General features: G+C 67.6%; 10 protein-coding genes, 1 tRNA gene and 1 pseudogene. 9 read left to right on the plus strand and 3 right to left on the minus strand.

The window, feature by feature from the left end; genetic code table 11:
* Nucleotides 1-48 precede the first annotated feature (48 nt).
* Nucleotides 49-246: a hypothetical protein gene (locus IPG68_12730; GenBank protein MBK6764076.1), complete on the plus strand. Its 198-nt coding sequence runs from the start codon at nt 49-51 to the stop codon at nt 244-246.
* A gap of 49 nt (nt 247-295) precedes the next feature.
* Nucleotides 296-3,481 (plus strand): hypothetical protein, encoded by a 3,186-nt coding sequence (locus IPG68_12735; GenBank protein MBK6764077.1) that lies wholly within the window; start codon nt 296-298, stop codon nt 3,479-3,481.
* Nucleotides 3,482-3,611: 130 nt separating this feature from the next.
* On the opposite strand, the gene IPG68_12740 is transcribed toward IPG68_12735, so the two are convergent.
* The 3 genes from IPG68_12740 to IPG68_12750 all read right to left on the minus strand — a co-directional run bounded on the left by IPG68_12740 (nt 3,612) and on the right by IPG68_12750 (nt 5,803).
* A complete protein-coding gene (locus IPG68_12740; protein ID MBK6764078.1) occupies nt 3,612-5,015 on the minus strand; it encodes a DUF1298 domain-containing protein in 1,404 nt (467 codons plus the stop codon).
* Nucleotides 5,016-5,247: 232 nt separating this feature from the next.
* Nucleotides 5,248-5,334: transfer RNA gene (locus tag IPG68_12745), tRNA-Ser, on the minus strand.
* Nucleotides 5,335-5,500: 166 nt separating this feature from the next.
* On the minus strand, nt 5,501-5,803 hold the full coding sequence (locus IPG68_12750) for a type II toxin-antitoxin system VapB family antitoxin (GenBank protein MBK6764079.1): 303 nt from the start codon (nt 5,801-5,803) through the stop codon (nt 5,501-5,503).
* Nucleotides 5,804-5,952: 149 nt separating this feature from the next.
* On the opposite strand from IPG68_12750, the gene dnaK reads away from it, so the two are divergent.
* The 7 genes and pseudogenes from dnaK (at nt 5,953) to IPG68_12785 (ending at nt 14,468) form a co-directional block, all read left to right on the plus strand.
* Entirely contained in the window at nt 5,953-7,788 is a 1,836-nt protein-coding gene (gene dnaK, locus IPG68_12755; protein MBK6764080.1) for a molecular chaperone DnaK, read from the plus strand.
* Entirely contained in the window at nt 7,785-8,348 is a 564-nt protein-coding gene (grpE, locus tag IPG68_12760) for a nucleotide exchange factor GrpE (protein MBK6764081.1), read from the plus strand. The genes dnaK and grpE overlap by 4 nt, the downstream gene beginning before the upstream one ends.
* Before the next feature lie 18 nt (nt 8,349-8,366).
* Entirely contained in the window at nt 8,367-9,470 is a 1,104-nt protein-coding gene (locus IPG68_12765; protein ID MBK6764082.1) for a DnaJ domain-containing protein, read from the plus strand.
* Nucleotides 9,463-9,780: a MerR family transcriptional regulator gene (locus IPG68_12770; GenBank protein ID MBK6764083.1), complete on the plus strand. Its 318-nt coding sequence runs from the start codon at nt 9,463-9,465 to the stop codon at nt 9,778-9,780. Before IPG68_12765 ends, IPG68_12770 begins: the two co-directional genes overlap by 8 nt.
* A gap of 166 nt (nt 9,781-9,946) precedes the next feature.
* Nucleotides 9,947-11,473: pseudogene (locus tag IPG68_12775) on the plus strand (M20/M25/M40 family metallo-hydrolase).
* 266 nt (nt 11,474-11,739) lie between these two features.
* Nucleotides 11,740-11,931 (plus strand): hypothetical protein, encoded by a 192-nt coding sequence (locus IPG68_12780; GenBank protein ID MBK6764084.1) that lies wholly within the window; start codon nt 11,740-11,742, stop codon nt 11,929-11,931.
* A gap of 608 nt (nt 11,932-12,539) precedes the next feature.
* The gene (locus IPG68_12785) at nt 12,540-14,468 is read left to right on the plus strand and encodes a S8 family serine peptidase (GenBank protein MBK6764085.1); all 1,929 of its coding nucleotides are present in this window, start codon (nt 12,540-12,542) and stop codon (nt 14,466-14,468) included.
* Nucleotides 14,469-14,550: the final 82 nt, after the last annotated feature.

The raw sequence follows: 14,550 nt of genomic DNA on the forward strand, positions 1-14,550 counted from the left end.
GACTTCAGCGATGTGGCGGACGCTGGAGTCCTCGAAAGGAGTGCGGCGATGCTCGGATTCCTGCTGTTCCTGGCCCTGTACGCCACGACGTGCACCGTTTTCTTCGTCGCGCTGGTGCGCTGGTCGCGGGGGTCCTTGAAGTTGTGCGCCTGCGGTGGCAGCCTCGGCTCGGGCACCACACGATTCGTGCACGGTGCACGCATGTGTTACCCGTACGCGGAGTCGTTGAAGGCCCCCGTCGCCTGAGGCCGAATGGCTGGTTGGCGCGCCGGTGGATCGCCACTACCCTCTGCCCATGGTGTCCAGATCGGGGCGGACCGCTCTCGTCGCGCTGACAGCCGGACTCCTGCTGCCGCTGGCCCCGGTGCCGGCGGCGCCGCTGCCCGCTCGGCCGGACAAGGCAGGCAGCAAGGTGCTCCCGGCGGCCAAGAAGCGCTTGGGCAGCATCAAGGCCCCGGTCGACCAGGCCCTGCGCCGGAAATCCGATGGCCCGGTCACGGTCCGATTGCACATGCGGCAAGGTGCCCGGGTGGCCGCCGTGCGCATCAATGGCGCCGACGTCACCGACCGGCTGAAGGTGCGTGGGCGAACGGCCACGGTCAGGCTGACAGCCAAGGGTCCGATGAAGGTGGGCCGAAACGGCGTGCTGGCCCGGTTCGTGCGGGGCGGCCGCCAGACATTCGCATCCAGCCGTTTCACGTACGCCCGCACCACGACCGGATTGGTCCGAGTGTCCAGTTCCCACACGTCCGGCCCACTGGCGGTGCGCGTGCGGGTGACACCGAAGGCCACCATGACCGCCTGGCTGAACGGTCGGCCGGTGACCGCGCGCTTCACGGTGCGACCCGACGGCACCCGGCAGGCACGACTCGGGCCGAGTGCGGGTCTTCGCTTCGGACGCAACACCCTGCGGGTGCGTGCCCTCACCGCGAAGGGTCGCCTGCAGGAACGGACACTGGCGGTCCGGGTGGGCTCGAGCCGTCCGCTGGCTGATGCCGGCCCGGACCGCCGCACCGATACCCGGCACGCAGTCCGCCTGGACGGACGGCAGTCGGTGAAGACCCCCGCCGCGGCCGCGGTGAAGTACGCCTGGCGGATCGCCAGGACGCCGCGAAAGAAGGCAGCTGCGCGACTCACAGGGCGCACCTCGGCCCGTCCCACCTTCTCTGCCACGACTCCCGGCACCTACGTGCTGTCCAACACCGCCCGCGCCGGTGGCGCGGCGAGCATGGACACCGTCACCGTCTCGGTGTCACCTTCGGCCTCCGTGCAGCCGGTGACCATGACGGTCGGGGAGAACACCTCCGGACAGATCGTGCCCGGGATCGCGGTCGGCCCCCGGTTCTACCCCACGCCTGCCAACGGTCCCGGCATGCAGTTACTTGTCCTCGAACGGGCCACGCTGGCGCTGTCGGACAACCTCGCCTACCCGGCGGGGCAGATGTCGGACCTGGCGCGATACCTGGCGAACGCCTCGATCCAGGGCAACGCGTCGGACTACTTGTACGTGCTGGCCAGCCTGCCCGGCGGTACCTTCACCTCCGGCACCGCAGATCTGTCGTCGCTCGTGGACGCTGTGCAGTTTCTCGGGTTCCAACTGCCGGACCCATCGGATCCGGACTCGTCGATCGACCCGACCCAGCCGTTCCATCTCGTGGGCATCCCCGATCCGTACACCAACGGCACGGCGTGGAGCATGCCCGCAGCACTCGACGGCGTGTTCACCCCGGACGTGAACGACAACTGGACGTTCAGCACCGGCGACTACGCCGCCTTCGATACCGGTGGGCAGGCGATCACCCTGGGAACGCAGTCGTGGCCGGTGCCCACCGGGGACGGCTTCCAGGTGGTCGTCGCCGATCCCATCACCCTGGCGGGTTCGTCGTCGTTGTTCAACATGCCGGACCAAGTGCAGCAGATGGGTCAGACACTGCAGGCCGCAACTGCCGCCGGACAGGTGGTCGTGATCCGCAGCGTGGGCACTCTGCCCGACCTGAGCCAGTCAGGCTCGCAGGCCAACGCTGACGGTTTCGCGCAAGTGACCGGCGCGCTGCAGGCGCTGGGAGGTTCGCCGACCGTGTTCATGGGCCTCGGACCCAGCGACAGCTACTCCTTCGTCGGTCCGACCCAGCCGTACTCGTTCCCTGCCGAGGCCAGCACGACCATCGCCGGCGACGGCAGTCTCACGGGGCAGTTGTTCCGGGCGCCGCAGGGTGGCGGTTATGCGCCGATGGCGGCCGACCCGACGGGTAATGCGGATTTCGCAGGCAGCCTGTCATCGATCGCGGTGCAGCCCGCTGTGGCGTGGCCGCAGAGCGCCTCGGTGGGACAGCAGGCGTCGCTGGCGTACCTGTCCAAGAAGTTGGGGATCGGGTGCGAGGTCAGTCCGTGCGACGTGCGCTCGGCATACGACGACCTCGACTACCAGACGCAGTGGACGGGACTGGTGACGCAACTGGCCACGTACCCCTGCGCCTCGCCCAACGGGTGCAAGCAACTGAACGCCACCCGCAGTCAGTTCGCCGGAGTCCGCAAGCAGTTGGCCACCGAGTTCCGGATGGTCGACGACGTGTGGGGGATGCTCGGAACCGGCGGTGGGATCCAGGCGATCTACACCGACGTACAGGGTGCGACCGTCGGCGGCCTCGGTCAGGCACTGAACGCAGTAGACAGTGCGGTGGCACCGCCTGACGACCCGGCGACCACGACGATCCTGTCCCTCGTCACCGATCTCATGTGGGCTGCCTCGATCGTGGACGTCGAGGACTGGGCTGTCATCGCCACGGTCGCGGGTGCTCTCGCCGTGGGCGCGGCCAGCGCGAACGACTTGGCGAACCTGCCGTCGGGCGATCCGTATCAGGCGGTGGCCGACGCGGGACCGGTGTTCACCGGCGACATCCTCGCCCAACTCACGAGCACCATGGAAGGGGTCGGTCTGCTCGGGCAGTTCATCGTCCAGGACTGGGGGCGGCTGAGCGCTGCGGCCACGCAGATCGACACGGCGTGGACGATCGACTCATCGACCGCAGATGCCTTGTCCTCGGGGCTCGTCAACGGCGCGGTGCAGAACATGTACTCCGCACTGATGCCCGTCGCGTACGACGCCTACGCCCTCACACCGCCCCCGGGCACGGGGCAGACCATCGCCGATTGTCAGCCTTCGATCAACCCGCGCCTGCCCTGGGAGGACGCCGCACCGGAGGTTTCCCACCTCAATCAGATGGCGCCGGCGGTGACCGGCGTGGAGCCGAACGAGGGCCTGGCCTGGTACGCCTGGTGGGAGGCGGGGAAGAGTCCGGCCAGACTGTTCCCGCCGTACGGCAGTCCGCCGCCGAGTTCCCTTGTTGGTGACCTGTATCAGCCGTTCAGCGTTCAGAACGCGCAGTTCGCGGGCCTCAACGCTTCGTGGTTCTGGGGCCGGACGTTCCTGCGTTCGCCGGCGCCGGCCCCGGCAGTCGTGAAGTGCAAGTACCGCGATTGAGTCGGTGCGCTGGGCTGTAGGCGGGAGAGGTTCGTACATCCGGGAGCGATGCAACCGGTGTCTTTCGTTCCCGGATGACCGTGTCGCTCCCGGGTCGAGCAGGCGCGCGCGCCGACGGCCCAGAACCCGCTCATTCGACCCGGTTCGGCAACACCACATGCCCGGAACTGCCTCCGACGGCCAGCACTTCCTCGAAGCCTTCCCGCATGCAGTCCATGAGCACGTCCGGGTCGGGGATGGCGCCGCTGTCGATGTTGACGCCCACGAAGCACGTGCCGCAGTAGGACATGAGGGTGATGTTCAGCGCCGACCCGATCGTCGGGCCGAATCCGTAGAAGCCGCTGACCTTCGTGCCCGTGAGGTAGAAGGGCACGGGGATCCCGGGCACGTTGCTCGCGAGGAAGTCAATGTGCTTGAGCATGCCGCCCACATAGCCGCGGGGCAGCAGGTTGAGAGTGCCCGCCAAAGCATTCGTGAAGGGCAGCGATCGGTCGCTCTTCACCGGCTCGCAGCGCTCGTGGGTCTCGCGCATCCGCTCACCCGGGTCTGTGATGCCCGCCGGGACCTTGAACCGCATGAGGGTGATGCGGTTGCCGCCGATCGGGTCGTCCGCCTTCCGGATGCTGATGGGCATCGTCACCCGAAGTTCGTCGACCTGTTCACCGTGCCGTTCGTGATAGATCCGCAGGCCCGCGGTAACGCTGGAGAGGAACGCGTCGTTGTGCTTCGCGCCGGCGGCGTGGGCGGCCGCCAGGATGTCGTCCAAGGGGAACTGCAGCACGTCGTAGTGCCAGCCCAGGTGCCGTTCGGTCATGAGCGGCGACAGCGTGTCGGAGACGGGTTGCAGGAAGCGCGCGATCGACTGGCTGGTCGCCGCAGCCTCGCTGACGGCCTCGCGGGGGTGCCGTAATGCGTGTGTCACGTCCCGGTTCGCCGAAGTGAGGCGCTGCTTGGAGAAGTCGAACAGCCTGGACCAGTTGTACGCCAGCGCGTCGCGGATGAGGTCCACGGTGCCCAAGTTCTCCCCGGGTGGCGCGTCGGGCATCGGCCCGAGGTCCTCGCCCTCGGGATGCGCATCGAAGAGGAATCGCGCGAGATCCATGCCACCGACGCCGTCGGTCAGAGAATGGTGGAGCTTCATGACGACCGCGCTCTGGCCGCCCTCGAGCCCTTCGATGAACGTGTACTCCCACAGTGGCCGGTCACGATCCAGACCGGCCATCCCGGTCTTGCGGGCGAACTCCAGAACGGTCTCGAGCGTCTTGGGGGCGGCTGCCTCGAACCGGCGTACGTGCCACGACAGGTCGAAGTCGGGGTCGACCACCCAACGGGGAGTTGCCAGGCGCAGCGGCGTGAGAACCACCTTGTGCCGGAACCCGGGAGACACCCGCGTGGCGAACTCGAGGCGTTCGGACAGCCGATCCCAATCCGGTGCCCCGTCGAGGATCAGAACCACGACCACCGTCGAGCGCAGCAGGGGGTCCTGCTCCATGTACCACGAGAAGGCGTCACTGTCGCGCATGTGAACGTCCACGTGCTCCTCCATTGTGACCACACCCCTCGTGCACTCGGTCCATTCCCACGCTGCGCTGCGCCACCCACGGTGTCAACTCCATGGGCGGCCGGTGACCCGCAGTACTCGTCGGCCAGGGCGGTGGCGGTGGCGGTGGGACTCCGTCGGCCCTGGGGGGCCTCCTCCCCGAATCCACGCACTGCGTAACGACGAACGGCACCCGAGCAAGCCCGGATGCCGTTCAGTCGCTACGCGGTGGCGGTGGGATTCGAACCCACGGTGGAGTTGCCCCCACACACGCTTTCGAGGCGTGCTCCTTTGGCCGCTCGGACACGCCACCGTGGTCAAGGATACGTGGCCACCACAAGTGGGCGGGATCCGGTCGCGAGGTGAGTAATCCGCCCAGTTGTGGCGGCGGTTTGTCCGGTTCGTTCCGGATTGTCGGGTCCAACGGCGCCACAACTGGGCGTGGCAAGGGGCGCCGCGCCCAGTTGTGGTGTGGGCGTTCAGGACCGGGCGTCGAGGTCCAACACCCGCGCGTGCATCACGGGCCGTTGCTGAAGGGCTGCCCGCACGGCCCGGTGCAGACCGTCCTCGAGGTAGAGGTCCCCCTCCCAGCGCACCACGTGCGCGAACAGGTCGCCGAAGAAGGTGCTGTCCTCGCTGAGCAGGCTGTGCAGGTCGAGCTGGGACTTGGTGGTGACAAGGTCCTCGAGGCGCACCTGCTGGGGCGGGAGGCTGGCCCACTGGGTGAGCGTCAAGCCATGGTCGGGGTACGGGCGGGAATCGCCGACGGCACGGAACACCACAGACCGAATCCTAGATGCGAGAGGCGAACCATGTGCCCTCCCAGGGGGTAGCAACAACCTTGAGCCGTCCGCGCTCATAGTTGTTGACAAACCTCCCGATCGCCCCCAGACTGGTTCCAGATCCACAAACCCCGAACTGGAGGAGATTCATGTCACGAGCAGTAGGCATCGACCTCGGGACGACCAACTCATGCGTGTCGGTCCTCGAAGGTGGCGAGCCCACCGTGATCGCCAACGCGGAAGGCGCCCGGACCACCCCGTCCATCGTCGCGTTCGCCAAGAACGGTGAGGTGCTCGTCGGTGAGGTCGCCAAGCGGCAGGCTGTCACCAACTCTGACCGCACCATCCGCTCGGTGAAGCGGCACATGGGCACGACCTGGGCCGTCGACATCGACGCCAAGAAGTACACGCCGCAGGAGATCAGCGCACGGGTGCTGCAGAAGCTCAAGCGCGACGCCGAGTCCTACCTGGGCGAGCCTGTGACCGATGCGGTCATCACCGTCCCCGCGTACTTCGACGATGCCCAGCGCCAGGCCACCAAGGATGCCGGCAAGATCGCGGGGCTGAACGTCCAGCGCATCATCAACGAGCCCACGGCGGCCGCCCTGGCCTACGGCCTGGAGAAGGTCGAGAAGGAGGAGACCATCCTGGTCTTCGACCTCGGTGGCGGCACGTTCGACGTCTCGCTGCTGGAGATCGCCGACGGTGTGGTCGAGGTCAAGGCCACCAACGGTGACAACCACCTCGGCGGTGACGACTGGGACAACGCCCTGGTCGAGCACCTCGTGGACCAGTTCAAGCACGCGCACGGCATCGACCTGACGAAGGACAAGATGGCCATGCAGCGCATCCGGGAGGCTGCGGAGAAGGCCAAGATCGAGCTGTCGAGTTCGCAGCAGACCTCGGTGAACCTGCCGTACATCACCGTGGACGCCGAGAAGAACCCGCTGTTCATGGACGAGACGATCACCCGCGCGCAGTTCCAGAAGTTGTCGCACGATCTGCTGGAGCGTTGTCGCAAGCCGTTCCAGCAGGTTCTGTCCGATGCGGGGGTGAACGCCTCCGCGATCGACCACGTGGTGCTCGTGGGTGGTTCCACCCGCATGCCGGCCGTCGTGGACCTGGTGAAGGACCTCGCGGGCAAGGAGCCCAACAAGGGCGTCAACCCCGACGAGGTCGTGGCCGTCGGTGCCGCGCTGCAGGCCGGTGTCCTCAAGGGCGAGGTCAAGGACGTGCTGCTGCTCGACGTGACCCCGCTGAGCCTGGGCATCGAGACCAAGGGCGGCATCATGACCAAGCTGATCGAGCGCAACACCGCCATCCCGACGAAGCGTTCCGAAGTCTTCTCCACCGCTGAAGACAACCAGCCGTCCGTGCTCATCCAGGTGTACCAGGGCGAGCGCGAGATGGCCGCGTACAACAAGAAGCTCGGCACGTTCGAGCTGACCGGCCTTCCCCCGGCGCCGCGTGGGGTGCCGCAGATCGAGGTCACCTTCGACATCGACGCCAACGGCATCGTGCACGTGACCGCCAAGGATCTGGGCACCAACAAGGAGCAGTCGATGACCATCACCGGCGGCAGCGCGCTGCCGAAGGAGGACATCGACCGGATGATGGCCGAGGCCGAGTCGCACGCTGAGGAGGACCGCCAGCGCAAGGAGGAGGCGGAGACCCGCAACGGCGCCGAACAGCTGGTCTACCAGACCGAGAAGTTCCTCGCCGACAACGGCGACAAGGTGCCCGCCGAGGCGAAGTCCAACGTCGAGGAGCCGCTGGCCGAGCTGAAGAAGGCGCTGGAGGGCACCGACGTGTCCGCGATCAAGACCGCGGTGGAGAAGGTCGCCACCGCCAGCCAGGCCCTTGGCGCGGCGCTGTACCAGCAGCAGGCCTCCGCGGGCGGTTCCGAGCAGCCCGCTGGTGAGCAGCCGAGCGGTGACGAGGACGTCGTCGAGGGCGAGATCATCGACGAGGACGAGCAGAAGTGAGCGAGTCCGAGCGCGACCCGGGTGCCGAGGAGGGCATCCGGGTCACCGACAAGCGGGTCATCGACCCGCTGACCGGCCAGGTGCGGGAAGGGGTCGCCGAGCAGGCGGCCCCGGCCCCGCCGTCCGACGAACCGGTCGGTGCACTCAGCAAGGACGCCCGGGTCGCCGAACTCACGGCCGACCTGCAACGGGTGAGCGCGGAATACGCGAACTACCGCAAGCGCGTCGATCGCGATCGGGAACTGGTGGGCGATCTCGCGGCGGCGGCCGTGGTCAGCGAACTGCTGCCGCTACTCGACGACCTGGGCCGCGCCCGGGAGCACGACGAGTACTCCGGCGCGTTGAAGAGTGTCGGCGACCAACTCGAAGCGGTCACGTCCAAACTGGGGCTGGTGTCCTTCGGTGCGGTCGGTGACCCGTTCGACCCCACGGTCCACGAGGCCATGACCCACAGTGAGGGGGCGGACCTCGAGGTGCCGCAGGTCAGCGTGGTCTTCGCAGTGGGCTACAAGTTCCGCGACCGGGTGCTGCGCCCGGCGCGGGTCGGTGTCGAGGAGTAAGCGGAAGGAGGGACGCCGATGAGCATGAAGGACTGGATGGAGAAGGACTACTACAAGGTCCTGGGCGTCCCCAAGGACGCCGACGCCAGCACCATCAAGAAGGCGTACCGCAAACTCGCCCGAGAACTGCACCCGGACACCAACCCGGATCCGAAGGCCGGCGAGCGGTTCAAAGAGGTCTCTGAGGCCAACGACGTGCTCTCCGACCCGAAGAAGCGCGGGGAGTACGACGAGGCCCGGCAGATGATGGCCTCCGGCGGGTTCCGGATGCCGGGCGCCGCTGGGCCGGGTCCGGACTTCGACTTCGGCGACATCTTCCGGCGCGCGGGTGGTACAGCCGGCGACTTCGGGGAGACGCTGTCGGGGTTGTTCAACCGCCGGGGCGCTCAACAGCGCGCACGCCGGGGTGCTGACGTGGAGGCCGACGTCAACATCTCCTTCCCCGAGTCGTTGCGCGGCCTGACGACGCAGATGCGTCTGACGAGTGAGGACGCCTGCCCCGACTGCGCCGGCACCGGTGCCCGCAGTGGCACGGTCCCGCGCGTCTGCCCGGATTGTGAGGGCACCGGGATGGCCAGCCGCAACGCGGGCGGGTTCGCCTTCGCCGAGCCCTGTCCGCACTGCCGTGGCCGTGGCCTGGTGGTGGACGATCCCTGTACCCGCTGTCACGGCTCGGGCCGGGCGGCGTCGTCGACCACGGTCAGCGCGCGCATCCCTGCCGGCGTCAGGGACGGGCAGCGGGTCCGGTTGCGCGGGAAGGGCGCCCCGGGTGAACGCGGCGGGCACAACGGCGACCTCATCATCACCGTGAACGTCGCGGCCGATTCGGTGTTCGCCCGCAAAGACGACAACATCGCCGTCACGGTCCCGGTGGGTTTCGACGACGTCGCGCTCGGCGGTCAGGTCAAGGTTCCGCTGCCTCTCGGCGGCACGAAGACCCTGAAGCTGCCCCCCGGCACCAGCAACGGGCGCACCTTCCGCATCCGCGGTGAAGGTGCTCCCCGCAAGGACGGCACGAAGGGTGACCTGCTGGCCACCGTCTCCGTTCAGGTCCCGTCCGACATGAGCGCCGAGGCGCGCGAGGCCATCGAGAAGTACCGGAAGGCGATGAGCCATGGATGAGGACTTCCCCGCCTACGTGATCTCGATCGCCGCGCAGTTGTCCGGGCTGCACCCGCAGACGCTGCGGCAGTACGACCGGCTCGGTCTGGTCACCCCGCAGCGCTCAGGTCGGTACCGGTTGTACAGCGTGCGTGACATCCACAGGCTGGAGAAAGTGCAGCAACTCGGCGATGCCGGCCTGAACCTCGAGGGCATCCGCCGGGTGCTGGAACTCGAGGAGGAGGTGCGGCAGTTGCGCACCCGCCTGCAACGGTACGAGCACGAGGAGCGTTCGACGGCGCTGGTGGTGTGGCGGCCGGGCCGCCGCTGAGACCGTCCGCCGCAGGCATCCGGAACGGCGAACTGCCGGAACTCGAGGGGTGCACTCGAGAACCTCCTGCTGATCACGCGTGATCGGTCAGGAGGAGGCCGCCTGCGGATAACTCGCCGTTCACGCCCCGGCGGGGCTACTGTGGCCCTCTCTCGAGAGGATCTTCATGAAGAGATCAGTGACCATCGTGACGGGCGCCATGGTGTTGGGCGCGGCTACGCTCGCCGGTGCGCCGCCTGTGTCGGCTGCTTCGCCGGCGTGTGACGCTCGCACGAACAACACGTTCAGCAAGTTGTTGGAGTGCGTGACGCTGGAGGGGGTGCGCGAACATCAGGCGGCGTTCCAGCAGATCGCGGACGACAACGGCGGGAACCGGTTCTCCGGGCTGCCCGGGCATGACGCCTCGGTCGACTATGTGGTGCAGCGACTCACAGACGCCGGCTACACCCCCGTCGTCCAGCCGTTCGACTACCTCGCGTCGGCGGTACTGGGCCCGTCGACTCTGCGCCGGACCGCGCCGGGCTCGTTCACCTACGTCGAGGACCTCGACTACACGCTCATGGATCAGGTGGACCCGGGAACGTCACTGCCGGGGTCACCGCCGTTGACCTGCAGTTCGGCCTCGGCAACACGTCGACAAGCGGCTGCGAGGCCGCCGACTTCGCCGGGTTCCCCGCCGGGAACATCGCCCTCATGCAACGCGGAAACTGCAATTTCGAACTGAAGGCAGAGAACGCGGCCGCTGCCGGAGCGGTGGGCTTCATCATCTTCAATCAGGGAAACACCTCTGCACGGACAGGTCTGGATGGCGTGACCCTGGGTGCCACCAACGAGAGCGGCATCCCCGGGTTCTTCGCCACGTATGACCGAGGCGTCGAGTGGGCCGCCACACCTGGCTTGGAACTGAACATCGTCAGGACGTGCTGCGGGAGACCAAGACGACCTACAACGTACTGGCCGAGACCCCGGGGCGCGCCGACAACGTGGTCATGGTCGGGGCGCACCTGGATTCGGTGGCTGAGGGTCCGGGCATCAACGACAACGGCTCGGGTAGTGCCGCCATCCTCGAGGTCGCAGAGCAGATGGCGAAGGTGAAGCCGCGCAACCAGGTCCGCTTCGCCTGGTGGGGCGCGGAGGAGTCCGGTCTGGTCGGCTCCGACTACTACGTGAACGGGCTCAGCGCGCAGGATCGGGCGAAGATCGCGCTGTACCTGAACTTCGACATGATCGGCTCGCCGAACTACGTCCGGTTCGTGTACGACGGCTCTGGTGACGCCTTCGGACTGGCCGGTCCGCAGGGGTCGGCTCAGATCGAGCAGTTGTTCCTCGACTTCTACGGCAAGCGGGACCTTGCTTCTGAACCCACCGAAATCGATTTCCGCTCGGACTACGCCGCGTTCTTCGACGCCGGTATCCCGTTCGGCGGACTGTTCACAGGCGCTGAGGGCACCAAGACGGCTGGGCAGGCCGCACGTACGGGGGGACTGCGGGAGTTGCCTTCGACCCGTGTTACCACCAGGCCTGCGACACCTACGCGAACAACAACGACGGTGTGCTGGACCTGAATGCGGATGCCGTGGCTTACGCGACGCTGCAATACGCAATGAGCACCCAGTCACTCAACGGCAAGCGCGGCAAGGGCAACTTCAACGCACCGGCGTCGGAGAATCGCGGCAGCCACAAGGTGTCGTGATCACCACTGGCTTGGGGTGAAGGCTCACGACGGCAGGCACCCCAAGCAGCGGTTGCAGGTGCGCCGCCTCGGCCCGCCGCACCCCGCGCTGGGGCGCGCAACAGCGTGCTCGTCGCGGGGCGGACGTCGAGGCGGACGTCAACATCTCGTCCCCCGAGTCGTTGCGCGGCCTGACCACGCAGATGCACGGTGCCGCGCGTATGCCCGGACTGTGAGGGCACCGGGATGGCCTCCCGCAACGCGGGCGGGTACGCCTTCGCCGAGCCGTGTCCGCACTGCCGCGGCCGGGGGGCTGGTGGACGATCCCCGTACTCGCTGCCACGGCTCGGGCCGGCGAGGGCATCCGCCGGGTGCTGGAACTGGAGGAGGAGGTGCGGCAGTTGCGCACCCGCCTGCAACGGTACGAGCACGAGGAGCGTTCGACGGCGCTGGTGGTGTGGCGGCCCGGGCGGCGCTGAATGGCGCCGGGATCAACCGTCCGGTTGGTTGCTCGCTTCGACCGCCCCTGGTGCTGCCATACTCCGCACATGCGCTCACCCCTGGTTCTGCTTGCTGGAGCCGCTCTCAGCCTGTCCGTGCTGCCTGCCACCGCTGCCGTTGCAGCGGGTCCGACGGGCCCCCATCCCTCGGTCCGGACAGTTCACCGTCGTCGGCGCCCAGCAGCGATCGGGTGATTGTGCGGTGGGAAGCGGGGTCGAGCCGGGCGGACCGCTCCGACGCGCGCGCATCCGTCGACGCCACCGGATTCGCCAGTCTCGGGAAGCGTTTCCAGGTTCTGGGGCTGACCGACGGGCAGGACCCGGACGCGGCCGTGGCAGCGCTCAGGACGACCCGGCGGTGGCTGACGCCGCTCGCGACGGTTACTCGAACTGCAGGCCAACGAACCGAACGACCCGCTGTTCAACCATTTGTGGGCCTGGACAACAAGGGTCTCAACATCCGCGGGGTCGGCTCATCAGCCCCGGGGACGACATCGACGCACTCAAGGCGTGGGGAAGACCGTCGGCGACAACGCCGTGGTGGTCGCGGACCTCGACGACGGATCCGCCCCCAGCACCCCGACCTGGTGAACCGGATCTGGACCAACACCGGCGAGACCCCCGCCGACGGCATCGACAACGACGGCAATGGCTACGTAGATGACACGTTCGGTATGGACTTCGCCGGTGCCAACATCGATCTGAATCCGCTGGCCTTCGACAACAACCCCACCGACGACATCCCGCAGGGTGGCCACGGCACCCACACCGCGGGGACGATTGCGGCCGAGGGGAACAACGGCGAGGGCATCACGGGAGTCGCGCAGAAGGCGACGCTGATGCCGCTGCGCGTCTGCGGGTGGTCCCCCACGATCAACGGCGGCGGCGTCTACTGCCCCTTCTCGTCGCAGATCGCCGCCATCAACTACGCCGGCGCCAACGGTGCCACGATCGCCAACATGTCCTTGGGTGGGACCAGCAGCAACGCTCTGGTGAGGGACGCCCTCGCGGCGAACCCGAACGTCCTGTTCCTGATCGCAGCCGGCAACAATGGCCAGGACGTCGAGATCAACGGGCAGACCACCTACCCGTGCTCATGGGATCCGACGACCTCCGGTATCCCCGGCGCCGTGGACAACGTCGTCTGCGTGGCCGCCAGCGACCAGAACGACCTGCGGGCCTCCTTCTCCAACTGGGGCAAGGTCAAGGTGGACCTCGCCGCTCCGGGCACGGAGACCCTCAGCACGTACACCTACCGGGACACGTGGTCCGACAACTTCGAGTCTCCCGGATTCCCGACCGGCTGGACCAACAACGGGTGGATCCGCACGAACGCTTCGCCGCTGTCCTCGTTCGTGATCACCAACGACACCGCAACGCAGGCGACGAACACCTCACGGGTGCTCACCTCGCCGGGCATCGCCGTGTCCGGCGCCACGACCTGCAAGTACGACCAGCGGCTCAGGTTCGACCGCGTCACCAGTGACAGCCTGCGCTTCGAGATCCTGGTCGACGGCGTGCCGGCGATCAACGTACCGCTGTCCAGCTCGTTGAACGGTTCGTACACCGACACCTTCAACGTTGTCGGGGCAGGCGCCCATACGATCGCTGCACGCTACACGTACAACCGGGCGACGGGGCCGACCAGCAATGGTGCCTGGCTCGACAACCTCGGGTTCCGTTGTTGGGTGCCGGTGGGTCAGGAGACCTCCCAGGACTACGCGTTCCTGCAGGGCACGTCGATGGCTACGCCGCACGTGACCGGAGCGACGGCGCTGCTCAAGGCGTACGAGCCGGAGGCGACAACGATGCAGCTCAAGCAGGCGCTGCTGTCGTCGGTCGACCCGGTGGCGACGTTCAACCCGAACACCGGCACGTACCCGATCGCTACGGGTGGGCGGCTCAATGCCGACAAGGCGCTGGCCGCCGTCGACGCCCTCGTAGCGCCGGACACCACCATCACGTCGGCACCCTCCGGGACGACCGCGGACACCGGGGCGACGTTCGCCTTCACGTCGGATGCCAAGACGCCGGTGGGATTCGAGTGCCGGGTGGATGCGGGAGCCTTCGCCGCCTGCTCGTCACCGTTCGCCGTGACTGGGCTGACCAACGGCGGCCACACCTTCGACGTGCGCGCCCGCGACCTGTCCACGGCGGCCAACGCCGACCCGAGCCCGGCCAGCGCCTCGTGGACCGTCAACGCTCCCGTGCCGCCGGAGCAAGTGCAACCGATTCCCCCGGAGCAGGTGAAGCCAGCCCTGGCGAAGCCGGCCAAGGTGACCAGCGTCACCGTAAAGCGCGCCAAGAAGGCAGCCACCATCAAGTGGAAGGCGGTTCCGGGCGCGACCTCGTATCAGGTGCGGGTCGGGAAGGGCACGGCGAAGTCCACGAGTGGCACGAGCATGAAGATCAAGAAGCTCAGCCCCAAGAAGAAGTTCACGGTGCGGATCGTCGCTGTGAATGCGGCTGGACCTTCACCGGTGGTGACGGTGAAGGTCAAGAAGTTCAAGAGTTAGAGCCCGATCCAAGTGGGTGGGCTGTGCCGTCGGGAGGCACGCGCTTCTTTGGCTCTTCGGACGGCCGTGCTGCGCGCTGCGA

Source organism: Micrococcales bacterium (assembly GCA_016703125.1).
Taxonomy (GTDB): domain Bacteria; phylum Actinomycetota; class Actinomycetes; order S36-B12; family UBA10799; genus JADKAV01.